This window comes from Aliidiomarina sedimenti, from assembly GCF_003986955.1.
Taxonomy (GTDB): domain Bacteria; phylum Pseudomonadota; class Gammaproteobacteria; order Enterobacterales; family Alteromonadaceae; genus Aliidiomarina; species Aliidiomarina sedimenti.
On sequence record NZ_PIPN01000001.1, the window covers coordinates 403248 to 427260 of the forward strand.

A 24013-nucleotide genomic window follows, 5' to 3' on the forward strand; every position below is an offset into this window, starting at 1 on the left:
TGGTGCTGAATGAAACAATCAAGTTATACAAAAGAAGAATTACTGGCATGTAGCCGTGGCGAGATGTTCGGTCCTGGCAACTCTCAGCTGCCAGCCCCGAATATGCTGATGATGGACCGGGTTACCGAAATGAATGACGACGGCGGTGACTTCGGCAAAGGCTACGTGGAAGCAGAATTGGATATCCATCCGGATTTATGGTTCTTTGCCTGCCATTTCCCCGGCGACCCGGTTATGCCTGGGTGTCTTGGACTCGACGCGATGTGGCAGCTTCTTGGCTTTTTCCTGGCTTGCTCTGGTGGCCCGGGTCGCGGTCGCGCGTTGGGTGTGGGTGAAGTGAAATTTACCGGTCAAATCCTGCCTACAGCAAAGAAAGTGACTTATCATATTCATATGAAACGCGTTATTAAGCGTTCATTGTATATGGGCGTCGGTGACGGCGAAGTACGAGTCGATGGCCGCACGATCTATACCGCTAAAGACTTAAAAGTGGGTCTGTTTACTGATACCACCTCGTTCTGATGTGCAGTCGGGGCCGTTGAGCCTTTACTTGCGTTGCAGAAACAAGAAAGCCCCTGCTTAACAGGGGCTTTCTTGTTTCTGATAACCTATGTCGGAGAATTTTTAAAGTTTAAATCGAATGGTGGTATGAACGCTGTGGGGTAAAATCTTAGCGGAAATGACCGTCATTGCGAGCTTCTATTGCGTCTCGCCAACCGCCTAGCCATTGAGAGCGGGGATCCCCCGTACTATAGGGGCAGAATTCTTTAGAACGACCTCCGATACCTGCTTTGTAACCTTGGGCGTGTGCTCTTTCTAAGCGGTCTCGTTTCTGTCTTTTCATTATCACTTCCTCTTCTTGGTATAAGATATTGCAAGATGAAGATGAGCGCTTCTCAGCAGGTCATAGTTAATTGATAATGACATTCCGATGAAAGTTCAATGAAAAAAAAGCTCAAATCAGAATGGCTAGCGTAAGCACCTGATTTGAGCGTTGTTTTTTGATAGACGAATTTTATTTAGGAGCGAGCTCTGAACCGACGTAGTGTAATAAGTAAGGCAAACAGTGCCATACTGCCTGCTACCAACGGGTGCATACTCGCCCCCTGCCGTTCCCGCGTTTCCTCTTCGACGCCACACGCCTCGCCACTACCGGCTTGCAGGCGCACAGCCCGGATTCGATCCGCACTGCTTTGAGTATCGTCGATGGGAATAATAATCTCGGTTAATGCAATGGCTAGAATTTCACCACGGTCATTAATATCAACCGCATCGATAATCTGGTAACCGCTGTCACAGGGTAACAAGGTATTCAAATCGGTGATGGTATCGCTTTCAATGTCATACAAAAAACCGACTGTGGGCCGGACTGCAGCCTGCAACGTTGACACTTCACCCTGACCTACCACCTGCTTGTTGTTATTGATAGCACGCGGGCGCCACGAGGAGGTATTGAAAAAGCCCAGTGGATAGGTCGGCTCCGCTGACGGATCCTCGATATCGACATAAAACGCGCGGTCACGGTTAAACAGTCCGGCTCGTTCGGAGGTATAGCCAACCACGATGTTGTCGTCATTAATAGCTGTTGCAAGGGTGTTCTGCGAACGGTACTCGTCTTGCAGATCCTGCAATTCACCATCGCGGAAAACCACAGCGGTGTTCACCAGCACATTCTCGGTCCCTTCGAAATAGGTCACCACGCGCTGGGCCGTACCTACGGCAATACCCTGCTCGTTGATATCGTAAGCCCGGCTGGTTAACAGGAGTCGCTCAGCATCTTCGTCAGTCGGCTCAGGTGCTTCATAGGCTCCGAGGTGACGTGCTTGCCATTCGCCCTGCTCGCTCTGCTCCCAGGCATGCGCCTGTTCAACAAAAATTGGGCTGCGCGAGCCTCCGTTGGCTACGGTGCCAACTTCCTGGCTGTACCAGTAACGCCAGATGCAGACATTGAGTTCTTCATAGCTGGGATCTGACTCGGCGTCGTCCTCTGATGGCTCTGCACATACGTCAAAGCGATTAGTCAGGTTGGGCGTGTTAGCGACAGCAGCATAACCAACAGCCTGGTTTTGATTATTGACTGCGGTGGCACGGCTGGTACCGCCCTGGTACAGGTCACTAACAGACGAGGGCAAGAACGTAATCGCATCTGCTTCTTTGACAAAGGCTCGAGGAAAGCTATCACGCATGAAGTACTGCACTTCCTCTTGTTCCCGGTTTGTGGTCACGCGGCGCTCATAGGGTTCACCCGCCTGGCCGACAATCACATCAAGGTCATTAATATCAGTGCCGATATAATTCACAGAGTCGGTTTCGCGGTTGGTTTCCGCATCAATACTGTCGAAGCCTTCCAGTGCAACTGGCTGGCCGTCGTACTTATGTGAAATTTGCTGGCCCAGTTTTTGCGAGGCCGGGTCACCACCAAGCACACCTGGATCATTTAATGCGTTGCGTACCAAACGATACGTATTGTCATCAGGATTGTCTAAATCTTCGTCTTCAAAGCGCTCTGGGTCGATTAGCTCAAAGCGAATGTTCTGGTTCCAAAGGTTGCGGTTGACGACGACAGCGATGCCCGCATCATTCATTCCAGTTGGATAGGTCTCATAGGCACCCTCTAAGGCGCCAAGGTCGACGACCTCAAGACTATCATTGGCATTACTGGCGAAACTAACACTGGCGGCGATCGACGCTGCCAGCAGACTTACCGAATACTTCTTGATCATGCCTGTTCATTACCTTGTTGTTGTTCCAGTTCTTCCCAACGCTCTAAGACATGCATTAATGCCTCTTCTAATTCTGCTACGCGGCTCAGAACTGGCTCTGTGTGTTCATGCGCTTGCTGAAAAAAATCAGCCTCGGCAATAGCTGCCTGCAAATTTCCCAGTTCAGCTTCGATGGCTTCAATTTGCCCGGGCAACTCTTCAAGTTCACGCTGCAGCTTATATGATAGCTTTTTCGGGCGAGACGCTGAAGCCTTGCCCTCTGACTGTTGCGGTGCACTTTTGGTTCCACTGCCTGCGGCACTTTTTGACGCCTGTTGAGTCGCTTCCTGCGCTTTATGCTTGAGGTAGTTTTGCACATCTTCATAGCCGCCCGCTACCTCAGTAATACGCCCTGCTCCTTCAAACAACAATATGCTGCTTGCGGTGTTATCAACGAACTCACGATCATGGCTTACCAGCAATACGGTGCCCTGATAGTCATTGATAATTTGTTCCAGCAGCTCGAGGGTATCCACATCGAGATCATTGGTGGGCTCATCGAGCACCAGCACATTGCTTTCCGGCAGGAACAGCTTGGCCAGCAGCGCGCGATTGCGCTCCCCACCCGACAGCGCTTTAACCGGGGTTTGTGCCTGACGCGGCGAAAACAAAAAGTCCTGCAGGTAACTCAGAATATGGCGCGGCCGCCCCTGATGAATAACGTCCTGCTTGCCATCGCCGACATTCTCGGCGACTGACTTTTGCGGGTCCAGAGCCGCACGGTGCTGATCAAAGTAGGCCACCTTGAGGTTAGTACCAAACTTCACTTTGCCGCTGTCGGCCTCAAGCTGGTTAAGGATAACCTTAATCAGGGTACTTTTACCGCACCCGTTTGGACCCACCAGGGCTATTTTGTCGCCGCGCTGAATAGTCAGATCAAGGTCATCAATAATGCATTTATCAGCAAAACTCAGATTAATATGCTCACCGGCAAATACAATCTTACCCGAGCGGCTCCCTTCACTGACGTTCAGCCGTGCACTGCCAAGCAGCTCCCGTCGTTCAGCACGTTGTTTGCGCAATGCCTGCAATGCACGGACGCGGCCTTCATTTCGGGTTCGTCGTGCTTTAACCCCTTGCCGTATCCAGGTTTCTTCCTGCGCTAACTTTTTATCAAACTCAGCACGTTGGCTCGCTTCTACTTCAAGCAAACGTTGCTTTTCTTCAAGGTAGGCATCGTAATCGCCGGGGAAACTGGTTAACTTCCCGCGGTCGAGGTCGACAATTCGAGTCGCCAGATGACGAATAAAGGCGCGGTCGTGACTGATAAAGATAATGGCGCCGTTAAAATCAAGCAGCTGGCTCTCCAGCCACTCGACCATTTCAATATCCAAGTGGTTGGTAGGCTCATCCAGTAACAGTATCTGCGGCTGAGTAACCAGCGCGCGGGCCAACGCCACGCGCCGCAGCCAACCCCCTGACAACTGCTCAAGGGTGGCATCCGGATCCAGATTTAAGCGAGTTAAGACCTGATCGATGGCAGTGGTAAACTGCCATCCATTCTGTGCTTCGATGCCCTGCTGAACCTTGCCGAACTCAGCAAGAACCTGATCATCACAGTCTCCGAGCTGCATACTTAACTGATGATACCGCTTTAGCAATGCACCAACTTCTGCAAGCCCTTCGGCGACATAGTCATACACTGTATCTTCCGACTGGGCCGGCGGGTCCTGGGGTAAACGCGCGACCCGCGACCCGCTGCTATTCAGGCTCCCGCCGTCGAGCTGGACGTCGCCATCGATAATTTTCATCAGGCTGGATTTACCAGCACCGTTACGACCAACGATACAAACCCGTTCGCCATGCTCGATAGCAAAATCAGCATGGTCCAGAATTGGGTCCGAACCGAAGCTCAGCTGTGCATCTTTTAACTGCAGTAAAGTTGTCATTGCTGCAAAAACTCCGCTAACCGTTGTGGATCAAAAGGCCATTTCAATTCGGCATCGTCACGCTGCCGGATCAGCACCGGAATCAGCCAGCCATACTCATCCTGTAACTCAGGTTGTTCGTCAATATCGATCATATGCAACGACACCGGCTCTTCCAGCTCTGTCTGATGGATCATCAGCAGAGCCTGTTGGCACAATGGGCAAGGATGCCTGGTCAGTAGATAGAACTCAGGCATGACGCAGGAACCAACATTGGTGAATGTGCTTGTTACGTTTGAAATCTTCAGGAATAGACCAGGCACTGCGGTCTTCAGCCACCAGTCCGGCTGTTGCTAAGGCGTCTGTATCGAGCTTAAACTTACGTTTATTGGTCGAGAAAATCAGTAACCCATCGGTAGCCAGTAAGGATGCTGCGTGCTGCAACAGGCCAACATGGTCACGTTGCACATCAAAGCTGTTTTCCATTCGTTTTGAATTCGAAAACGTTGGTGGGTCAAGGAAAATCAAATCCCACTGCTGCTCGCCCTGTGTTGCTTCATCCTCAAGCCAGGTCAGGCAGTCGGCCTGAATAAAGTCGTGTTTGCTGATGGTCTGGTGGTTAAGGCGAAAGTTATCTTTTGCCCAGTTCAGGTAGGTGCGCGACATATCCACTGTGGTAATATGCTCGGCCCCTGCTATAGCGGCATGTACCGATGCACTACCTGTGTAAGCAAACAGATTAAGCACCCGTTTGTCTTTCGCCAGACGTTGAATTTCTTTACGCACTAAACGGTGATCAAGAAAGAGTCCGGTATCCAGGTAATCAGTCAGATTAACTTTAAAGCGTGCGTTGTATTCGGCGACTTCGAACTCGATGCTTTCTTTCGCCTCCTGCTTTTCATACTGCGCTTTACCAGCCTGCCGTTTGCGTTGCTTAACCACCATATGGGCTTCATCAAACGGCAGCACCGCAGGAATTGTCTCAAGAATATGCCAGAAACGGTCATCAGCGACACCGTCCGGAATGTCGGAGGGCGCCGCATACTCCTGAACCACCAGATAGTCACCATAGACATCAATAGCAGCGTTGTATTCAGGCAGGTCCGCGTCATACAGACGATAGCAGTCAACGCCCTCTTTGCGCGCCCACTTCGCCAGCTTCTGTGCATTCTTGCGCAGTCGGTTGGCGACATCATCGTTATGAGTTTTTGTAAACTCAACTTGCGATTCGTTCATATCAAATAGCGCCAAAGTCACTGGAATCGCGCCATTGAACAATTTGTACTTTTTGTGGCTGGTCAGCTTAAGACGTTTTAGCAGTACTTCTTCCGGCGCTAACAAGGCGGCCTGCCAGCCCTGGTAGTGGCTGCGTAAACGCTGACCTAGTTGACGGAATAACAGCAATACCGCAAGTTCATCACCGAGCCGCTCGCCATACGGCGGGTTGCCAAGGACAAGTCCGGGGGTAAGCTCCGATGCGTCGAACTCAAGGGCATCTGCACAGTGAAATTCAAATAAATGCTCCACTTCGAGTGCCTGCGCATTTTCTCGCCCGGCATCGAGCACTTCAGCATCTAAGTCGACCGCAACAAAACGGGTCGCACATTGTGTACGACCGCTTTCAAAACGTTCGATCGCGTCCTGCCGCAAAGCCTGCCACACGGCAGGACGGTGTCCGCGCCAACCTTCAAAGCCCCAGCGTTCACGAGCCAAACCTGGTGCGCGATCGGTCAGTACTTGCGCGGCTTCCAGCAGCAGTGTTGCGGAACCAGCAAAAATATCGAGAATAGTTTGTTCTTTCTGTGCATCCGCCAGCGTTAACCCACACCGAGCTACTACCGCTGCGGCCAGAGTTTCACGCAATGGCGCTGCACCTTTTTGCAAGCGGTAACCACGCTTATGCAGGCTTTCACCACTGAGATCGAGATAAAAGGTGGCCTGATCCCGGGATAAACGGACGTTAATTCGAATATCGGGTTGCTGCGGATCCACATTGGGCCGTGCATGCTGATCTTCACGGAAGCGGTCAACCACGCCGTCTTTTACCACGCGGGCAGAAAACTGAGTGTGATTAAGTTCGGTGGAGGTACCACGGAAATCGACTGCAATGGTCGCGCGGTCCGAAAACAGCGACGGCCAGTCGATATTGGTTGAGGCTTGTAACAGGTCATCCCGGTTGAGAACGTCCTGCTTATCGAGTTGCAGTAGAACGCGACTGGCTAGGCGGGACCATAGGCAAATTCGGTATCCGATTTCTTGCTCGCCACGGAAATAGCAACCGGCTAGCGTTTGTTTAACATCGGATGCACCGAGGGACTGAATTTCTTCGAATAGCAGGGGTTCAAGACCTTTAGCGCAGGTCGCGAAATAATTGAGCATGTAGTTTCTTGGTTTGAAATTGTGCGCTGATTATAGCGAAATAGAAGGAAGAAGTCTTTTTATCTATTGGCACTGGATGTGCCTTGATTGAGTCTTTACTTAAGAGAATCTATACAGAGAATTGGTTGCGGGGGCAGGATTCGAACCTACGACCTTCGGGTTATGAGCCCGACGAGCTACCAGACTGCTCCACCCCGCGTCCGATGAGGTGCACTATACTGATAACCTTGTTCCAGCGCAAGCGGGATTTTACTAAACTAAGTAAATACTTGATTAAGTGCTGATTTTCTCGCCAAAGCGGCTAAAATGGAAGCTATTCACTCTTAAAACGGACCTTCTAACGGATGATATCATCGGATTTACTCTTCATCCTCTACTGGCTTTTTATCGCCAGCGTGACGTTACGTGTGATTTTTAAACGTCAAAGTATGAGCGCGTCACTTGCCTGGCTCCTGATCATCTATATAGTGCCTCTGATAGGCGCTTTCGCGTACTTCTTCTTTGGCGAAATGCAGCTGGGACAACGTCGCGCTGAAAAATCCGAGTCTATGCGCGAACCCTATATGAACGCGCTTAAATCGATGACCGAGCAAATGCATGATGACAGCGATACCCTGCCCGATTCGTCGCTATCGAAAGCCATCCAACAGCTATTGATTAAACGCCTGGGTGTTGGAGTTCTGAATTATCACGACTTTACCCTGTTAAACAGCCCGCAAGCGATTTTTGATTCGTTACGAACAGACATTGAGAATGCGCAGCGCACTATTGATCTGGAATTCTATATCTGGCACTCCAAGGGGCAGGTCAATGAGATCGAGGCTGCCCTGATCAAAGCAGCCGAGCGTGGGGTTGAGGTACGTATTCTGGCGGATGACGCAGGTTCCTGGCCATTTTTCTTTAGTAAGGGGCATAAAGCGATGAAAGAAGCAGGTATTCATATTATACCTGCTTTGCCGGTTTCACCCTGGCGCTTAGCTCTGCGCCGGGCCGATATCCGCTTGCACCGTAAGATTATCGTGATCGATCATCAAATCGCCTACACGGGTTCCATGAACATGGCGGATCCGACCGAATTCAATAAACATGCGAATGTCGGTCAGTGGATTGATGCCATGGCAAGGTTTCGCGGAGCCGCCGCTGTTGGTATGGCTAAGGTGTTTGCCTGGGACTGGGAGGTCGAAACCGAAGAGCATTTGCCGACCTCAATTGAGGTTGAGAAACACGTAAGCCAGCAATGGCTCGCCACCATTCCCTCCGGTCCTGGCCTGGGTCATGATCTGATTACCGAGGTTATGCTCAGTGCAATCTACCGCGCCGATACCAGCATAACCATCTGTACCCCCTACTTCGTCCCACCCGAGCCAGTCTTTGAAGCCTTACTGCAGGCACTCGCCCGCGGAGTCAAGATGACGATACTGGTCCCAAGACGCAACGATTCGCGCCTGGTCAGCTGGGCCAGTCGGGCTTTCTATGACGACTTGTTGCAGGCAGGCGCGGAAATTCGCAATTACCATGGTGGTTTATTGCACACCAAAGCCTTACTCATTGATGATCAACTGGCAATCTTTGGCAGTGTGAATCTGGACGCCCGCAGTTTACAGGTCAATTTTGAAATATCACTGGCCCTGTTCCATCCGTCCAGCTGCAAAGCTATCTGTGACCTGGTTGCATCCTATATAGAGGACAGCGAAACCATATGCCCGGAGCGCTGGCATAAACGCTCAATCTTCTCCCGGTTTCGGGAGCGGCTGGTGTTCTTTTTAAGTCCCCTGCTCTAAGTGCGCATGGCGGTGCTCAGGCAGACGAGGACCAGTTACGGGTGAAAGGACGTTCAAGCGGGTGCATCCGGCTGAATTGTAAGCGGTCATTGAGAACCCGGATACATTCATACCGGTTCAGCGTTTTGGTCGGCGACAGGCGCATGGACTGGTCGAGCAATAAACACAGGCTGCTACGCTCATCCTGCTCCAATAGCAACATGTCACAGCAATCTAACCCCGAATCAAGCGCACAGCTAAGATGGTCTTCAGGCCATGGCTCATGATCGGCGAATTGAAAGTGCCAGCTTTGCGGTAAACTGGGCTTTAGAAAATGCAGTGCGGCCGTGGCATGCAGGCAGGCCTGGAACTGCTGACTAACTGAAAGGCTTGAATACTGTTCAAGGTAGTCCTGGAAACGGTTAAAGTGTTCCACGTCATCCATGCTAAACGCTTCCTGCTCAGGCAGATACTGCTGCAACTGCCGCCGCCGGTAGCTTACATCGAGTAATACATCATCGGTGCTTAACTGTAAGCACTGACGCTCGTCATCAAAAATCCACAACCAGTTCAGGTACGACATCCTGTCCCTCTAAACAAACACATATGATAGTAACGAGGTCACACTTTAACCGCTTATATTAGGTATTACAAGCTGTTAACAATATCCTTAACTAAGCGCGGGCCCTGGTAAATAAAGCCGCTATACACCTGAACCAGACTGGCGCCGGCCTTTAAAACGGCGTTTGCCTGGGCTGAACTATCAATACCACCGACCCCGATAATCGGGATCGCAGCGTCAAGCAGCGGGCGTAACTGAGTAATGACGTGCAGGCTCAAAGGCGCAACAGGTTTTCCACTCAGGCCCCCTGCTTCGTCCGCATGCTGGTGCCCTTTTACCGCCTCCCGGCTCAACGTGGTGTTGGTTGCAATCACTGCATCAACGGCATAGCGGTTAAAGGTTTCAGCCAGACTTCGAATCTCATCGTCACTCAGATCAGGTGCTATTTTCACCGCCAGCGGGACGTACTTCCCGTGTTGTTCTTTGAGTGCCGCCTGACGTTCTTTCAAGGCCGCCAACAACCTCTGTAAATGCTCGCCATGTTGCATGTCGCGCAAACCAGGTGTGTTGGGTGACGATATATTAATCGTTATGTAGTCTGCGTAAGGGTAAACTTTATCCATGCAGAGCAGATAATCCTGCGCGGCATCCGCTTCGGCGGTGTCTTTATTCTTGCCGATATTGATCCCAAGGACGCCTTTATAGCGTGCTTTGCGGACCTGCTCGACAAGAAAATCAACGCCCTGATTGTTAAAGCCCATGCGGTTAATAATGGCGTCATGTTGCGGTAAACGAAACATCCGCGGTTTCGGGTTACCGGGCTGCGCTCGCGGCGTCACTGTACCCACTTCGATAAAACCAAAGCCCATCTGCGCAAACGCATCGATGCAGGTGCCATTTTTGTCCAGGCCAGCAGCCAGCCCAACCGGGTTGGCAAACTCGATCCCCATGCACTGCACCGGCTTATTCTTCACACCCTGACGTAAGAAAGCACGCAAGGGGCTATGCCCGATGCGTGCTAACCAGTTCAGTGTCCAGTCATGTGAAGCTTCGGCGTCAAGCTTAAACAGCTGACGCCGGACCAGACTATAGAGCCCCATTATTTTTGCGTGCCACAGATATGGCTCAGTAACATCAGTTCACGTAAGGCAACTGAGAACTTGGCAAATTCATGGCTCTTGGTTGTTTTGAAGTCCGCCAGAATGCCTTTCCAGCGCTCAATTGCGTTTTTGTTCAACTCCATCCAGTTATCCAGCATGGCATCGGCATCGGTTTCGCCATTTGCAAGTTTGAAGACCGTCTGGGTCAATGACCGCTGCTGCCAGTCCAGTTCTTCACGGAACGCAGCCCGGGCCAACGCCTGCCAGTGGTTTGCTACCGGCTGACTATTGACCTGGTCAAGGAACCAATGCAATTCAACACGAGCACCAAGGCGGAAATACAGTTGCGCCACCAATGGAATGTCGCGTGACTTGTCATCCGCGGTCACATCGGCGATATCAAGCGCTGAGAAGACCGTGCTCAAGGTGCCGACCTCGGTTGCCAGCTCTTTTGGCAAGCCATGCTCAACCAGCTTGTCGATGTTCTTGCGTAGCGCATCGGCTTCTTTCTCCGCCATATAACTCAACGCATTTTTACGCAGGTCATCAAACGCCGGACGATAGAAATCAATGCTCGCCTGTATATTGGCCAGTTCAGTGCGACGATGGCGCAGCATCCAGCGAGTGGCGCGACGAACCATACGGCGTACCTGGAACAGCACATCATTCTGTACATTCGCAGGAACCACATTGTCCAGAGCCCAGATTTCGTTCCAGATGCGTTCACAGCCGAACACTTCACGAGCGACCACATAGGCGTTGGCAACTTCCGCAACCGAGGCTCCGGTCGCTTCAATTTTACGACTGACGAAGTTCGGTCCCATGTCGTTGACAATGTTATTGGCCAGCTTGGTCGCAATAATCTGTCCACGCAGTGGGTGATCTTCCATCGCGTCGCTGAATTTGTCGCGCAGAACCTGCGGGAATGACTCAAGAAGTTCCTTACCGTGGAACGGATCCTGAGTGATTTCGTCGGTTAACAGCTCTTCTTTCAGCACCATTTTGCCGTAGGCAGTTAACACCGCCAGTTCAGGACGGCTTAAGCCCTTACCTGAGGCTGTGCGCTCTGCCAATTCATCGTCATCCGGCAGGAACTCTAAGCTGCGGTCAAGCAAACCATCGCGTTCCAGCTGGTGAATGAAGCGCTGCATTTCTTTGATCTGATCCGGTCCACGCAGTGCGGTGATAGAAATTGACTGGGTCTGACGATTGCAGTCTTCTAAAACCAGTTCAGCAACATCATCGGTCATCTGATACAGCAGCTTGTCGCGCTGCTCGCGGGTTAGTTTGCCTTGGTTGACTAAACCATTCAGCAGGATCTTAATATTGACTTCGTTGTCTGAACAGTCGACCCCACCAACGTTGTCGATGAAATCGGTATTGATGCGGCCACCTTTATTGGCAAACTCGATACGGCCAAGTTGGGTGAAGCCAAGGTTACCGCCTTCACCAACAATTTTCGCCCGCAGCTCGCTACCATTAATACGCAATGCATCGTTGGCACGGTCCCCTACTTCGGTGTCCGTTTCTTTGGCACCTTTAACATAGGTGCCGATACCACCGTTCCACACCAGATCGACTTCAGCAGTCAGCAACGCCTTAATCAGGTCATTCGGTGCCATCGACTTTTTCTGGGTGCCGATCAGTTTCTTTATTTCCGGTGACAGCTCAATCGACTTCGCACTGCGCGAGAACACGCCGCCACCCTGGCTGATCAGTTTTTTATCGTAGTCATCCCATGACGAACGCGGCAGGTTGAACAAACGCTCGCGCTCTTTCCAGGATTTAGCAGCATCCGGATCCGGGTCGATAAAAATATGCATATGGTTAAACGCACCGACTAGTTTGGTGTGCTTCGATAACAGCATGCCGTTACCAAACACATCGCCGCCCATGTCACCAATGGCAACGCAGGTGAAGTCGGTAGTCTGGCAGTCAACGCCCATTTCACGGAAATGGCGCTTAACAGATTCCCAGCCGCCACGTGCGGTAATACCCATTTTCTTATGGTCGTAACCCACTGAACCACCAGATGCGAACGCATCACCAAGCCAGTGTTTGTACTCGGCGGCGATACCATTGGCGATATCCGAGAAGGTTGCGGTGCCTTTATCCGCCGCTACGACCAGATAGGGGTCATCGTCATCATGACGAACCACAGCGTCCGGGTGAATAACTTCGCCTTCAATGATGTTATCGGTAATGTCTAACAGGGCGCGAATGAAGGTACGGTAGCAGGCTTTGCCTTCTTCAAAGAAGCCTTCCCGATCGTCCGGCAATTGCTTACAGACAAAGCCGCCTTTGGCACCTACAGGTACAATCACCGCATTCTTAACTTGCTGTGCTTTAACCAGACCCAGTACCTCAGTACGGAAGTCTTCGCGACGATCTGACCAGCGCAAGCCACCGCGGGCAACCTTGCCGCCCCGCAGGTGAACACCTTCGATCCGCGGTGAGTATACGAAAATTTCGTATTTTGGTAATGGCAACGGCATATCCGGAATGTTTTCCGGTAAGAACTTAACTGAAATATACGGTTTCTCGTTGCCATCCTGATCAGGCTGGAAGAAGTTGGTCCGTAAGGCAGCCAGAATTAAGTCCATGTAACGGGAAATAATACGGTCATCGTCGAGGCCGCTGACGTCTTCCAGTCCGGCCTGAAGCTTCGCAACCAGGTTCTCGAGTTTCTTCTCGGTAAATTTGCCTTTGGGGTCAAATTTGGTGGCAAACATTTTGACCAGCAATTTACCCAGTTGCGGGTAACGGGTGAAGGTACTTTCAATGTAACTTTGACTAAAGGTGACCCCGATCTGGCGCATGTACTTGGCGAACATCCGTAGTACCAGGACATCACGGCCTGTCATACCAGCACCCAGAATTAAGCGGTTGAAACCGTCATCTTCGTAATGACCATCCCACACTTTAGCGAAGGCATCCTGGAAGTTATCACGGCTGTTTTCCAGATCCAGTTTGCCTGCGGTGTGCAGCATAAAGAAGTCAAGAACCCAGAACACATGACCTTCATGCGTCGTAATTTGATACGGGCTTTCATTAATGATGCGCAAGCCGAAGTTTTCCAGCATCGGCAACACATCAGACAAATGAATCGGCTCATCTTTATGGAATAGTTTCAGTTTGACCCGGTTGGAATCGTCCTGAACTTCCTGCGCGCGATAGAACAGCATGCCCAGCTTGTGGTCGTCGTTCAGGCGCTCAAGTTGAGCAATATCGGCCAGCGCAACAGAAGGCAACACTTCTTCTTTATAGGCGCGGGAAAAGCCCTGCGCGTAGCGGCGGACCAGTTCGCGTGCTTTTGATTCACCATGCGCACTGACTAAAACGCGTTCTAAATTGTCTTCCCATGAACGAGCAGCTTCCACTAAGTTGTCCTCTAATTCTTTTACATCAATATCTTGTTCGCTGTCTTTAACACGAACGGTGTACTGCGTGCGGGCCAGTGCCGATTCGGAGAAGAATGTGGTGAAGTCTACTTCTTCATCGCTGCGCAGGGTTCGTGCAAGAATCGCCTGTGTTTTTTGCCGTAACAGGGTGTTGTAGCGCTCACGTGGCACATACACCATGACCGTAATGAAACGACCGAAAATATCGCGGCGTAAAAAGACCCGCGTCATATCGCGTTCCTGGATCTGCAGCACACCCATACCGATTTTTAACAGATCATCATCGCTGGTCTGAACAATTTCATCGCGCGGATACGTCTGCATGATATTGAGCAGCGCTTTGGTCGCATGTGAACCCGGCTGGAATTTTGAATCGCGGATGACCCGTTCGATTTTGTCCCGGACCAACGGGATATCCATCGCGCTGTCGTTGTAAAAGCTGGCCGAATACAAGCCAACAAAGCGATCTTCACCGATCACGTTGCCGTCTTTATCAAACTCTTTAATTCCAACGTAATCCGCATGTGCCGGGCGATGAACCCGCGAGCGTGTGTTGGTTTTGGTTAACAGCAATAACTCGTCCTGCCCCAACGCAGTATGTCGCGCATCTTCTGACATTTTGGACAACAGCAAGGGTGACTTACCCGAGGTGTTTTTCATCAGACCCAGACTGGACTTTTCATCCTGAACCAGTTGGTAGTCGCCTTTAACCGGTTCAACCCGGTAATGGCGATACCCGGTCAGGGTAAAGTTATCTTCAGCCAGCCAACACAAAAAACGCTGAGCTTCTTCGAGCTTCTCTTTGCTACCGGGGAAATTACGCGCCGCAAGGTTGTTAGCAATCTGCTTTAATTTTGCACGCATCGGCTTCCAGTCAGAAACTGCCAGAGTGATTTCTTCCATCACTGAGACCAGCTCTTCCTTCAGTGCCTTAAGATCGCTCTCTTCATGCTGACGATCCACTTCGATCAAAAACACGGTATCAACCTGGGTATCTTTGGCCGTTTCTCCGGCCGCCAGGATTTCAGTGATTCTGCCCTTTTTGTCGCGCTTATGGGCCAATGGTGTATGCAATAACAGATGCGAGGTAATACCAAGACGATTCAGCACCATGCGCACTGAGTCGACCATAAATGGCATATCTGTCTGAATTATTTCAATAATAGTATGTGGAGATTCCCAGCCGTGTTTGCTCACTTCCGGATTATAGACTTTGATCGTCGCTTTACTATTAGAGACATACTTAGCGAAGCTGTGCCAGAGCCCTACTACGGCTCCGTACATATTGCTTTCGTCACGATCCTTTAGATCGCCGGAAGAGATGGTTCGATATAGTCGCCTTGCGAACATATCAACTGTGGCAGCCGTTTCAGACGGCATCTTTTTGCGAATGATTTCAGAGACTTTTTCAAGGAGTACCGGAGGCTGACCGTCGACCAACGCCATTATGCTAATTTCCTTGTGGGCTAGCAGAGAGTGAAACCGTAGCAATGGACTTGCGCAAACCCCTTGCCACGGGGATACGTTATATGAGTATTCTCGGACGTTATGTTAGGAATTGCAATGCTTTATTAGCTGGTGCGAGGAGTCTTTTACCAGACCGCATCAAAGGTTATATATCGTTGGTTTTTTGTAATGAAATAAAGCGGTTGTGGGCATCTAAAGTGAGCAGGAAATGGCCTCGTATACCATGTCCTGTAATAAAAGGAACAAACCTGCGCAGTGGCAGTTGCACGCGCAGGCCTTGCTCTGTTGTTACAACAATGTTTTCAAGCCCCTCCCGGTAATAACGACGTTCCAGTTCGGCGGGGCTGAATACCAGGGCAAAAGTAAATTGCCGGGTCATTGTCGGTCCTCTATTCGGCCAGACTTTGTTCGACTTTCTCAAACAGGTCGTTGGCCAGGTTGGGCAATTTACGCAACGCCTGCAGTTCTGCCTGCAGTAAATCCTGGCGTTGCTGATCGAAACGTTTCCACTGCAGCAACGACGACAATAACCGTGATGCAACCTGAGGATTACTTTCGTTAAGACGACGAATAACCTCAGTCACCAGGCGGTACCCTTCCCCGTCTGCGCGATGTAACTGAGCGAGGTTGTGAGTAAACGTCGCCAGCAAGGCATAGACCCGGTTCGGATTATCATAGCTAAAGGCAGCGTGCCCGGTCAGCGCCTTAACCTGCGCTAAGGTGGAGGCATGTGGCGCTGCGGCCTGAACGGCTAACCACTTATCCATCACCAGAGCTTCACCCTGCCAACGCTCAGCAAACTGGTCGATAAAGTCAGCGGCACAAGGATGGTCCGCCATCACCACGGCTTGCAACGCAGCCAGTTCATCGGTCAGGTTATCGGCTTTAAAGTGGTCAATTAAAGTGTGCTCTATTTCAGCATCCGGGTGCAGGGCGAGGTAGCTTAAGCAGGTGTTAGCCAGCATGCGACGGGCGATATCGTCGGCGTTGAACTGGTACTCGCCACGTGGTTTAAACGCTTTCCAGGTCTGCCACAAGGTCGTTTTCAGCTCGGTTGCAAGCTGCATCTTGAGTTGCTGACAGGCGCTGTGAATCGCTTCCACCGGAATTTGCTCGTACTCACCACTGACCGCTTCCTCACTTGGGATTTGCAGCAATAGCGCGAGCAGTGCCGGATCACGGTCCGGTTGTGTGAGCTGGTGCTGCAAGGCCTCAATTGCATCGCCGGAAAGCTGCAACGGACTATCGTTGGTTACCGCGGATTTAATCGCGCGCAGATAGATCTGTTGGGCACTGTCCCAGCCGATAAAGGGGTCATCGCTATAGGCCAGTAAGTTGAGTAGCTGGCCTTCCGTGTAACCGGCATCAATCCGTACCGGGGCAGAAAAACCAGCGAAGAAACCAGTCACCGGTTTGCTCGCTGCGCCGCTGAATACAAAGGTCTGTTCTTCTTTCTGCAGACTGATCACATCATCGTTAAGCTCAGCACACTGCAACTGCATCGCATCGCCTTGCTCAGTATAGAACTGAACACGCATCGGAATATGAAACGGTTGTTTTTGAGGCTGACCAGGCGTTGCTGGCGTGTGCTGGGTACAGTGCAGACGGTATTGCTGGTTCGCCTCGTCGTAGCTTTCTTTAATCCGCACGGTGGGTGTTCCGGCCTGCTCGTACCAACGGCGAAACTGAGTAAAATCGATCTGGTTGGCGTCTTCCATTGCGCTGATAAAGTCTTCGCAGGTGACCGCCTGGCCATCATGGCGCTCAACATAGAGCTTCATGCCGGCCTGAAAACCTGTTTCGCCAAGTAGCGTATGCATCATCCGAATCACTTCGGCACCTTTGTTATACACAGTCACGGTATAGAAGTTATTCATTTCAATAACTTTATCCGGGCGTATTGGGTGCGCCATCGGGCTTGAGTCTTCAGCAAACTGGTGAGTGCGCATAATACGAACGTCGTTGATGCGGTGTACCGGCCGCATCGACATATCGCCACTGAATTCCTGATCCCGAAACACCGTCAGGCCTTCTTTCAGGCTCAGCTGAAACCAGTCACGACAGGTAATCCGGTTGCCGGTCCAGTTATGAAAATATTCATGACCGATCACCGATTCAATATTGAGAAAATCCTGATCCGTCGCGGTGCGCGAATCGGCCAGCACGTACTTCGCATTGAAAACGTTCAGGCCTTTGTTTTCCATTGCGCCCATGTTGAAAAAGTTAACGGCTACGACCATGTAAATATCGAGATCATAGGCCAGTCCAAAACGCTCCTCGTCCCATTTCATCGACGCTTTCAGCGATTCCATGGCGAAGGTTGCCCGGCCCAGGTTGCCCTTATCAACAAACAACTGAAGGTCGACGTGACGCCCTTCCATGGTGGTAAAGGTATCTTCGAGCAAGTCAAAGTCGCCCGCTACTACGGCGAACAGATAACAAGGCTTCGGATGCGGATCATGCCAGGTCACGAAATGACGGCCTTGCGCTTCATCACCCTGAGCAACCGGGTTGCCGTTGGCTAGTAAATAGGGAAATTTGCTTTTGTCAGCATGCAACGTGGTGGTAAACACCGCCAGCACATCAGGCCGATCTAAATAGTAGGTAATGCGCCGGAATCCTTCCGCTTCACACTGGGTGCAAAAGGCACCGCCTGACTTATAAAGCCCTTCCAGTGCGGTATTGTTTGCCGGGTCGACCAGGGTTTCAATACTCAGCTCACATTCGTCAGGTAACCCGGTAATGGTCAGCTCGGCGTCCGTTTGCTGGAATTCATCATTTGTCAGTGTTTCACCGTTAACCGCGACCGTCTGCAACTGCATATTTTCACCATCCAGCACCAAGGGTCGCTGGTGCTGCCCGTTGCGGCGCACTCGCATGACATTGCGTATGGTGCTGGCATGATCATCCAGTTCAATATCCAGATCGACGGTGTCGATAAGGAAATCGGGAGCCTGGTAATCCAGGCGATACTTTGCAGTCGGTAACTTACTCATTTAGGAATAGGCCTCCTGGCGACTCTGGTTATCACTTAAACGTAGGATTTTGAAATTAGTGAAGGCGAAAATCATCGCTATCAATGGCGTCAGGTAAAGGAAGAATGCAAACGGTGCGTAGGTTAACGGGAACACACCTAGCACTGCAAACATATAGGCACCACAGGTGTTCCATGGAATCAATGCGGAGGTAATGGTACCGCTGTCTTCCAGGGTACGTGACAGGACCCGGGGGTCGAGATCACGATTTGCATACTCTTCACGGAACATCCGTCCCGGCAGAACAATCGCCATATACTGATCGGCGGTCAGCAGATTCACACCGAAGCAGGTAAACAAGGTGGCCGTAATTAAGCCCCCTGTTGAATGAACAACTTTTAACAACCCTTTCAACAGCTGACGCAATAACCCGGTGCATTCCATAACAGCGCCAAACGTCATTGCGGTAAGAATCAGCCAGACGGTGTTGAGCATGCTGACCATACCGCCGCCACTAAGCAGCGATTCCAAATCCGGGTTGTCGGTACTGACCCGGGTCCCGTCGAACAGGGCCACCCAAACTGCACCAATAGGCCCTAACCAGCTGCCTTCTACGGATTCCGGCACCAGCGTTGCGACCACATCGGGCTGAAAGATAATCGCCCAGAGCCCCCCGAGTAGGGCTCCGATAAAAATAGTTGGTAATGCCGGCTTTTTCATCACCGCAAGGGTAAATAAGATCGCCAACGGCACCAGCATCAAAATATTAATATTGAAAATAGAGAGCAGCTCATTCTGCATCACTTCAAGGCTTTGCAAATTGGCGCTGGCAGAGCTGGTAAAGCCGATGAAAGTAAACAAAAGCAGCGAGATAACGAAGGCCGGTACTGCGGTTAGTGTCATATAACGAATGTGGGCAAAAAGCTCGCTTCCGGAAACCGCCGGCGCCAGGTTAGTGGTGTCTGACAGGGGCGACATTTTGTCACCGAAATAGGCGCCGGAAACTACCGCACCGGCAGCAATCGCTATATTCAGCTCCATTCCAGTGGCAACGCCGATTAACGCCACACCAATGGTCGCCGCCGTGGTCCAGGAACTACCAATGGATATCGCCACAATGGCACAAATCAGACAACTGGCCGCATAGAACCAACTTGGGCTGAGCAGTTCGAGACCGTAATAAATCAAGGTGGGGACGATCCCAGACAGCAACCAGGTACCAATCAGTGAACCAACCATGAGGATAATAAGGATGGCACCCAGGGCTACCGAGATCCCCTTGGTAATGCCCTCTTCGATCTGCTCCCAGCTGTAACCATTGCTAAACGCGACAATACACGCCAGTGCGGCTGCGGTTAACAGTGCCAGTTGATTGGGTCCGTACGATGAATCGGCACCAAACATAAAAACCGATGTCGCCAGCATGACGATAAGTGCTATCAGTGGCGTCGCAGCCTGTATGTAAGTTGGCTTTTTAATTGAATCCGACATCTGAAATTATTCCTGAGTTAAAAAGTAAGCACGCCGATAAGTTGCAAAAAGACCAGAGTAATAGCGACCGGTGCCACATACCGCACCGCGAAACGCCAAAGCCTGAATACCTTTGTGCTGGTGTTAAGTTCTTCGCGCATGTAACGGGACTCTATCGCCCAACCTGTAAATAATGCCACCGCCAGGCCGCCCAGCGGCAACATAATATTAGACGTCAGATGGTCGATGACATGAAACAAGGTCGGCGTTTCTTTGCCCATGAAGGCCCAGTCGACCTGAGCCCACCCTGCACCGGCAAACGAGTATATGGTCATCAGGCTGAAAGTAAACAGGATCACACAGGAACCTGCGGCAGCCTGCCACCGCGTTACGGCAAACCGCTCCACCACAAAAGCTGCAATCGACTCGATCATAGAGATGGCAGAGGTAAAGGCCGCTAACAATAGCATAATGAAGAAAACCGTGCCGACGAAGGCGCCGCCCGGCATGGTTGCAAAGGCAAGCGGCAAGGTCTGGAAAATTAGCCCTGGCCCCTCGCCCGGGGTCAGTCCGTAACCAAAAACCAGTGGGAATATAGCCAGACCGGCAATGATAGCAACTAAAGTGTCAGCGACCGCAATCCAGATCGAAGTCGACACTATGGAGGTCTTTTTCGGCAGGTAGGCGCCATACATAATCATCACCCCCGAGGCCAGGCTGAGGGTGAAAAAGGCATGTCCGAGCGCAATCAGTACACTGTTTACGGTCAGTTGACTAAAATCCGGCTTGAAAATGAAGTTTAGGGCTGAGCCTAAGTCACCCACGTTGGCCGAATAGATAGCGATGCCAATCAACAGCAGCAGCAACATCGGCATTAACCACTTTACGCTACGCTCAAGGCCATGTTTAAAGCCTTTGCCGACAATCACCGCCGTCGCGAAAATCAGTAACGCAGTAAACAGCAGCATCTCGCCAGCTGAGGCAGTCATCTGCTCGTAAATGCCGTTAATAAGCTCGGCTGAGGGGCGATCGAAGGTGCCCTGGGCACTTTTGACTACATACGAAAACGCCCACGAGGCTATCACCACATAAAAGGTGAGAATTAAAAAGCCAGCAAGCATGGTAGCCCAACCGGTTAGTTGCCACGACCAGTGGCGGCCGGACTCGACTGCCAGCTTACGTGCCGCATACCCCGGGGAGTTGCGCCCACGCCGACCAATCAGAAGTTCACCGATTAGGACAGGTATACCCAGTGCGAAAATACATAGCAGATAAACGAGAACAAAGGCACCACCGCCGTTCTCGCCCATGATGTAGGGAAATTTCCAGATATTGCCTAAACCAACCGCGGCGGCGGTGGCTGCCAGCACGAATGAAAGACGACTACTCCAGCGTTGACTGGTGGCGGGTCTTGTTGGTGTTGTCATGAGAGACCTTTAACGGTTCTTGTTCTTATTGTGACTGACCGGTGTCAGAAACAAGTAAGCGGGCCTCGCGTCACCACGGGCCCGCTCAATATTCACAGGTTAGCTATCTTGCTTGTGGGCTTCGATAAAGTCTATAGCGATGCGTAGCGTCTCCTGCAAATACGGATCTGCTTCGCGGTAACGCTCATCGGCATCTTCCGCTGCCTCGACAGGCTCTTTGCCGGCCCGCTGCAAACGTTCGTTAATCCGCTGCAAACGGCGTTCGCTGTCGGCATCCGACTCGGCTTCACGTTCACTTTGCACTAAAGACACATAGTCGCGGTCCCGGCGCTCACGAAAACGCTCGATATCATCCAGCACATATGCAAATTCCGGGTCATCCACAATACGGCCGTCATGGCGTTGCTGTAACTGGGTCAGCATGTCGTCATTCAGCCAGTCAAACCGCTGGTACTCAACTGAATCAATTTGATCCCAGGGTAAGGCATTGTCCGCGCGGCTTTCACCGAATTCATCCGGCTCCAGTGCAGACGGGAATAAGATATCAGGCATTACTCCCCGGTGCTGCGTGCTGCCACCGTCAATTCGGTAGAATTTGGCAATCGTGTACTGAATGCTGCCAAGCGGGTTGGAATAAAAATCAAAGCGGCGTTGCAACGGACGGTGTTGCTGGACCGTTCCTTTACCAAAGGTTGGCTCGCCCACTATCAGGCCACGATTGTAGTCTTGAATGGCTGCGGCGAAAATTTCCGACGCTGAAGCGCTAAAGCGATCAACCAGTACCACTAACGGGCCGTCGTAATACGCCTGGCCATCGTCGTCGCCATTGACTTCAACCCGGCCACTGCTATCGCGTACCTGAACCACAGGCCCTTGCTCGATAAACAGCCCGGTCAGGTAAATCGATTCGCTCAGGGAACCACCGCCGTTGCCACGCAGGTCAACCACTATCCCTTCGACGTCTTCTTCTTTCAGCTCACTGATAAGGGTACGAACGTCCTCGGATAAATTATTGTAGAAGCCTGGAATTTCGATGATACCCATACGGCGGCCGGCATAAGCGCCGTCTTCCATGGTTTCCACTTCAGCTTTTGCTTCGCGGTCTTCCAGGCGTACTTTATCCCGAACAATCTCAACTGTCTCTGGCGTGCCGCCGGAACCCTCGCTCTCTTTCAAAACCTGCAAGCGAACGGTGCTACCTTTCGGCCCGGTAATTAAATCAACTACGTCATCAAGTCGCCAGCCGATAACATCGACAAATTCTTTGTCGCCCTGGGCGACAGCAATAATACGATCATCCGGTGCCAACATGCCGGTTTGGTCGGCCGGGCCGCCGGGTACCAGTGAGCGGATAACGGTATAGTCATATTCCGCCTGCAGGACGGCGCCAATACCTTCCAGTTGCAAGTTCATATTCTGCTGGAATCGTTCGGCATTACGTGGCGACAAATAGCTGGTGTGCGCTTCAACACTGCGTGCAAAGGCATTCATGACGGTCTGGAAAGCGTCTTCACTTTGTGACTGCGTTAAACGCTGAATCGCACTTTGATAGCGACGTTCCAGGTTATCAATAATTTCCTCCGTCTCGCGACCTGCCATGGCAAGATTCAGCGCGTCATTCTTTAACCGTTGCTGCCAAATCTCATCCAGTTCATCTTCGCTTTCTGGCCAGGCTTCTTCTGTACGGTCGTAATAATAACGCTCCCCTTCAACTTCAAAGTCGAACTCTGCGTCGTCGAGCAGTTCCAGTGCGTACGAATAGCGTTCATAACGGCGTTCCAGGCTAAGCTGATAAATCTCGTACGGGACCTCAAGTTCGCCTTCCTGCAGATAGTTATGGAACTGCCCTTTTGCGTCAGCAAACTGATCAATGTCAGATTGCAAAAAGAACATACGGTTGTAATCCAGTTGGTCGAAATAACGCTCAAAGACCTGCTCGCTCATCGACTCGTCCAGATCCACCCGTGAATAATGGTAACGGGTAAAATAGGAAGAAATACGCTTGCTCGCCGTTACATGCTGAGACTCAGCGGCCAGCGTTGGCAAATCATCCAGCGTGTAGTTCGGAGAAATGGCAAAGCTTAACGGCGCAACCAAAAGGCTACTGAGGATCAGGCTTCGTAACAATGGCTTACTCATGCATAAACTCCTAAGATTCGGTAAACAGGTTCTCAGCTTTAACTTTTACAGTGATGCCTGACACCAACTGTACCTGCACTTCTGACTTCTCAATCGCGGTAACAGTTCCCGCCATAGGCGATTGTCCCAGTTTAACCTGCACCGATTGCCCCACTTTAATGGCATCGTCAGCCAGTGGCGCTAATTTAATATCGGCTTTTGCAGCAGTGGCTTTACCTTTGCTATTGCTGCGCGACTTGCCAGCAGTCGCCGCGCGTTTCGCTGCGGGGCGCTTAGCCGCTGATTTGGTTGTTTTGTCACCCGGCTCTTTCGCTGCGTGCTCGGCTTTACGCTTTTCAACCCGCTTTTCGGCTGCGCGGGCTTTAGACTCAGCCAGTTCTTCCTGCGCATGTTTGGCATGGTCTTCTTCTACAATACCTGCCGCAGCGCCATCCAGATCAACCCGTTCGGTGCCGGCAGTGACACAGCGCAGATAGCGCCATGAATTGGTGTACTGGCGAAGCGCGCCACGCAACCGCGTTTTGCTAACCTTAGGGTCATCTTCCATACGACTCGCCAGGTCTTCAAAAATACCTATTTTTAAAGGCTTAGCTTCACCAGCGACACTAAAACACTGGGGGAATTGTTCTGCCAAATAAGCGATAACCGCTTTGCTTGTTGGCAATTTCTCGGTAGTTTGCTGGTTTTCCATGTACTAAACCTT

At 51.3% G+C, this 24013-nt stretch carries 16 protein-coding genes and 1 tRNA gene; 2 read left to right on the forward strand and 15 right to left on the reverse strand.

Annotated features, from left to right (window positions below):
- Positions 1 to 9 precede the first annotated feature (9 nt).
- Complete coding sequence (gene fabA, locus CWE12_RS01920) at positions 10 to 522, forward strand: 3-hydroxyacyl-[acyl-carrier-protein] dehydratase FabA (protein ID WP_126787955.1); 513 nt, start codon at positions 10 to 12, stop codon at positions 520 to 522.
- A 148-nt stretch (positions 523 to 670) separates the two neighbouring features.
- Here fabA and rmf read toward each other — a convergent pair whose 3' ends face one another.
- The 6 genes from rmf to CWE12_RS01950 all read right to left on the reverse strand — a co-directional run bounded on the left by rmf (position 671) and on the right by CWE12_RS01950 (position 7208).
- A complete protein-coding gene (rmf, locus tag CWE12_RS01925; RefSeq protein ID WP_126787957.1) occupies positions 671 to 844 on the reverse strand; it encodes a ribosome modulation factor in 174 nt (57 codons plus the stop codon).
- A gap of 175 nt (positions 845 to 1019) precedes the next feature.
- Positions 1020 to 2723 (reverse strand): DUF3466 family protein, encoded by a 1704-nt coding sequence (locus CWE12_RS01930; RefSeq protein ID WP_126787959.1) that lies wholly within the window; start codon positions 2721 to 2723, stop codon positions 1020 to 1022.
- A complete protein-coding gene (gene uup / locus CWE12_RS01935) occupies positions 2720 to 4651 on the reverse strand; it encodes an ATP-binding cassette ATPase Uup (RefSeq protein ID WP_126787961.1) in 1932 nt (643 codons plus the stop codon). The genes CWE12_RS01930 and uup overlap by 4 nt, the downstream gene beginning before the upstream one ends.
- Positions 4648 to 4887, reverse strand: coding sequence for a glutaredoxin family protein (locus tag CWE12_RS01940; protein WP_126787962.1), 240 nt, complete (start codon positions 4885 to 4887; stop codon positions 4648 to 4650). Before CWE12_RS01940 ends, uup begins: the two co-directional genes overlap by 4 nt.
- A complete protein-coding gene (gene rlmKL, locus CWE12_RS01945; protein WP_126787964.1) occupies positions 4880 to 7009 on the reverse strand; it encodes a bifunctional 23S rRNA (guanine(2069)-N(7))-methyltransferase RlmK/23S rRNA (guanine(2445)-N(2))-methyltransferase RlmL in 2130 nt (709 codons plus the stop codon). Before rlmKL ends, CWE12_RS01940 begins: the two co-directional genes overlap by 8 nt.
- A gap of 122 nt (positions 7010 to 7131) precedes the next feature.
- Positions 7132 to 7208 (reverse strand) — tRNA-Met (locus CWE12_RS01950).
- Between the two features lie 145 nt (positions 7209 to 7353).
- On the opposite strand from CWE12_RS01950, the gene cls reads away from it, so the two are divergent.
- Positions 7354 to 8790 carry a cardiolipin synthase gene (gene cls, locus CWE12_RS01955; protein ID WP_126787966.1) on the forward strand — a complete coding sequence of 479 codons (1437 nt, stop codon included), beginning with the start codon at positions 7354 to 7356 and terminating at the stop codon, positions 8788 to 8790.
- Between the two features lie 16 nt (positions 8791 to 8806).
- Here the strand turns inward: cls and CWE12_RS01960 are convergent, their stop codons facing one another.
- The 9 genes from CWE12_RS01960 to proQ form a co-directional block, all read right to left on the reverse strand.
- Positions 8807 to 9352, reverse strand: coding sequence for a cell division protein ZapC domain-containing protein (locus CWE12_RS01960; protein ID WP_126787968.1), 546 nt, complete (start codon positions 9350 to 9352; stop codon positions 8807 to 8809).
- A gap of 65 nt (positions 9353 to 9417) precedes the next feature.
- Positions 9418 to 10431 carry a quinone-dependent dihydroorotate dehydrogenase gene (locus CWE12_RS01965; protein WP_126787970.1) on the reverse strand — a complete coding sequence of 338 codons (1014 nt, stop codon included), beginning with the start codon at positions 10429 to 10431 and terminating at the stop codon, positions 9418 to 9420.
- On the reverse strand, positions 10431 to 15278 hold the full coding sequence (locus tag CWE12_RS01970; RefSeq protein WP_126787971.1) for an NAD-glutamate dehydrogenase: 4848 nt from the start codon (positions 15276 to 15278) through the stop codon (positions 10431 to 10433). Before CWE12_RS01970 ends, CWE12_RS01965 begins: the two co-directional genes overlap by 1 nt.
- A 166-nt stretch (positions 15279 to 15444) precedes the next feature.
- Positions 15445 to 15678: a DUF2835 family protein gene (locus tag CWE12_RS01975; RefSeq protein ID WP_126787973.1), complete on the reverse strand. Its 234-nt coding sequence runs from the start codon at positions 15676 to 15678 to the stop codon at positions 15445 to 15447.
- Between the two features lie 10 nt (positions 15679 to 15688).
- Positions 15689 to 18295, reverse strand: a complete 2607-nt coding sequence (pepN, locus tag CWE12_RS01980) for an aminopeptidase N (RefSeq protein ID WP_126787975.1) — start codon at positions 18293 to 18295, stop codon at positions 15689 to 15691.
- The gene (gene nhaC, locus CWE12_RS01985) at positions 18296 to 19765 is read right to left on the reverse strand and encodes a Na+/H+ antiporter NhaC (RefSeq protein ID WP_126787977.1); all 1470 of its coding nucleotides are present in this window, start codon (positions 19763 to 19765) and stop codon (positions 18296 to 18298) included.
- A 17-nt stretch (positions 19766 to 19782) separates the two neighbouring features.
- Complete coding sequence (locus CWE12_RS01990) at positions 19783 to 21171, reverse strand: sodium-dependent transporter (protein WP_126787979.1); 1389 nt, start codon at positions 21169 to 21171, stop codon at positions 19783 to 19785.
- Positions 21172 to 21270: 99 nt separating this feature from the next.
- Positions 21271 to 23310 (reverse strand): carboxy terminal-processing peptidase, encoded by a 2040-nt coding sequence (gene prc, locus CWE12_RS01995; protein WP_126787981.1) that lies wholly within the window; start codon positions 23308 to 23310, stop codon positions 21271 to 21273.
- Positions 23311 to 23320: 10 nt separating this feature from the next.
- Positions 23321 to 24001, reverse strand: coding sequence for an RNA chaperone ProQ (gene proQ, locus CWE12_RS02000; protein ID WP_126787982.1), 681 nt, complete (start codon positions 23999 to 24001; stop codon positions 23321 to 23323).
- Positions 24002 to 24013: the final 12 nt, after the last annotated feature.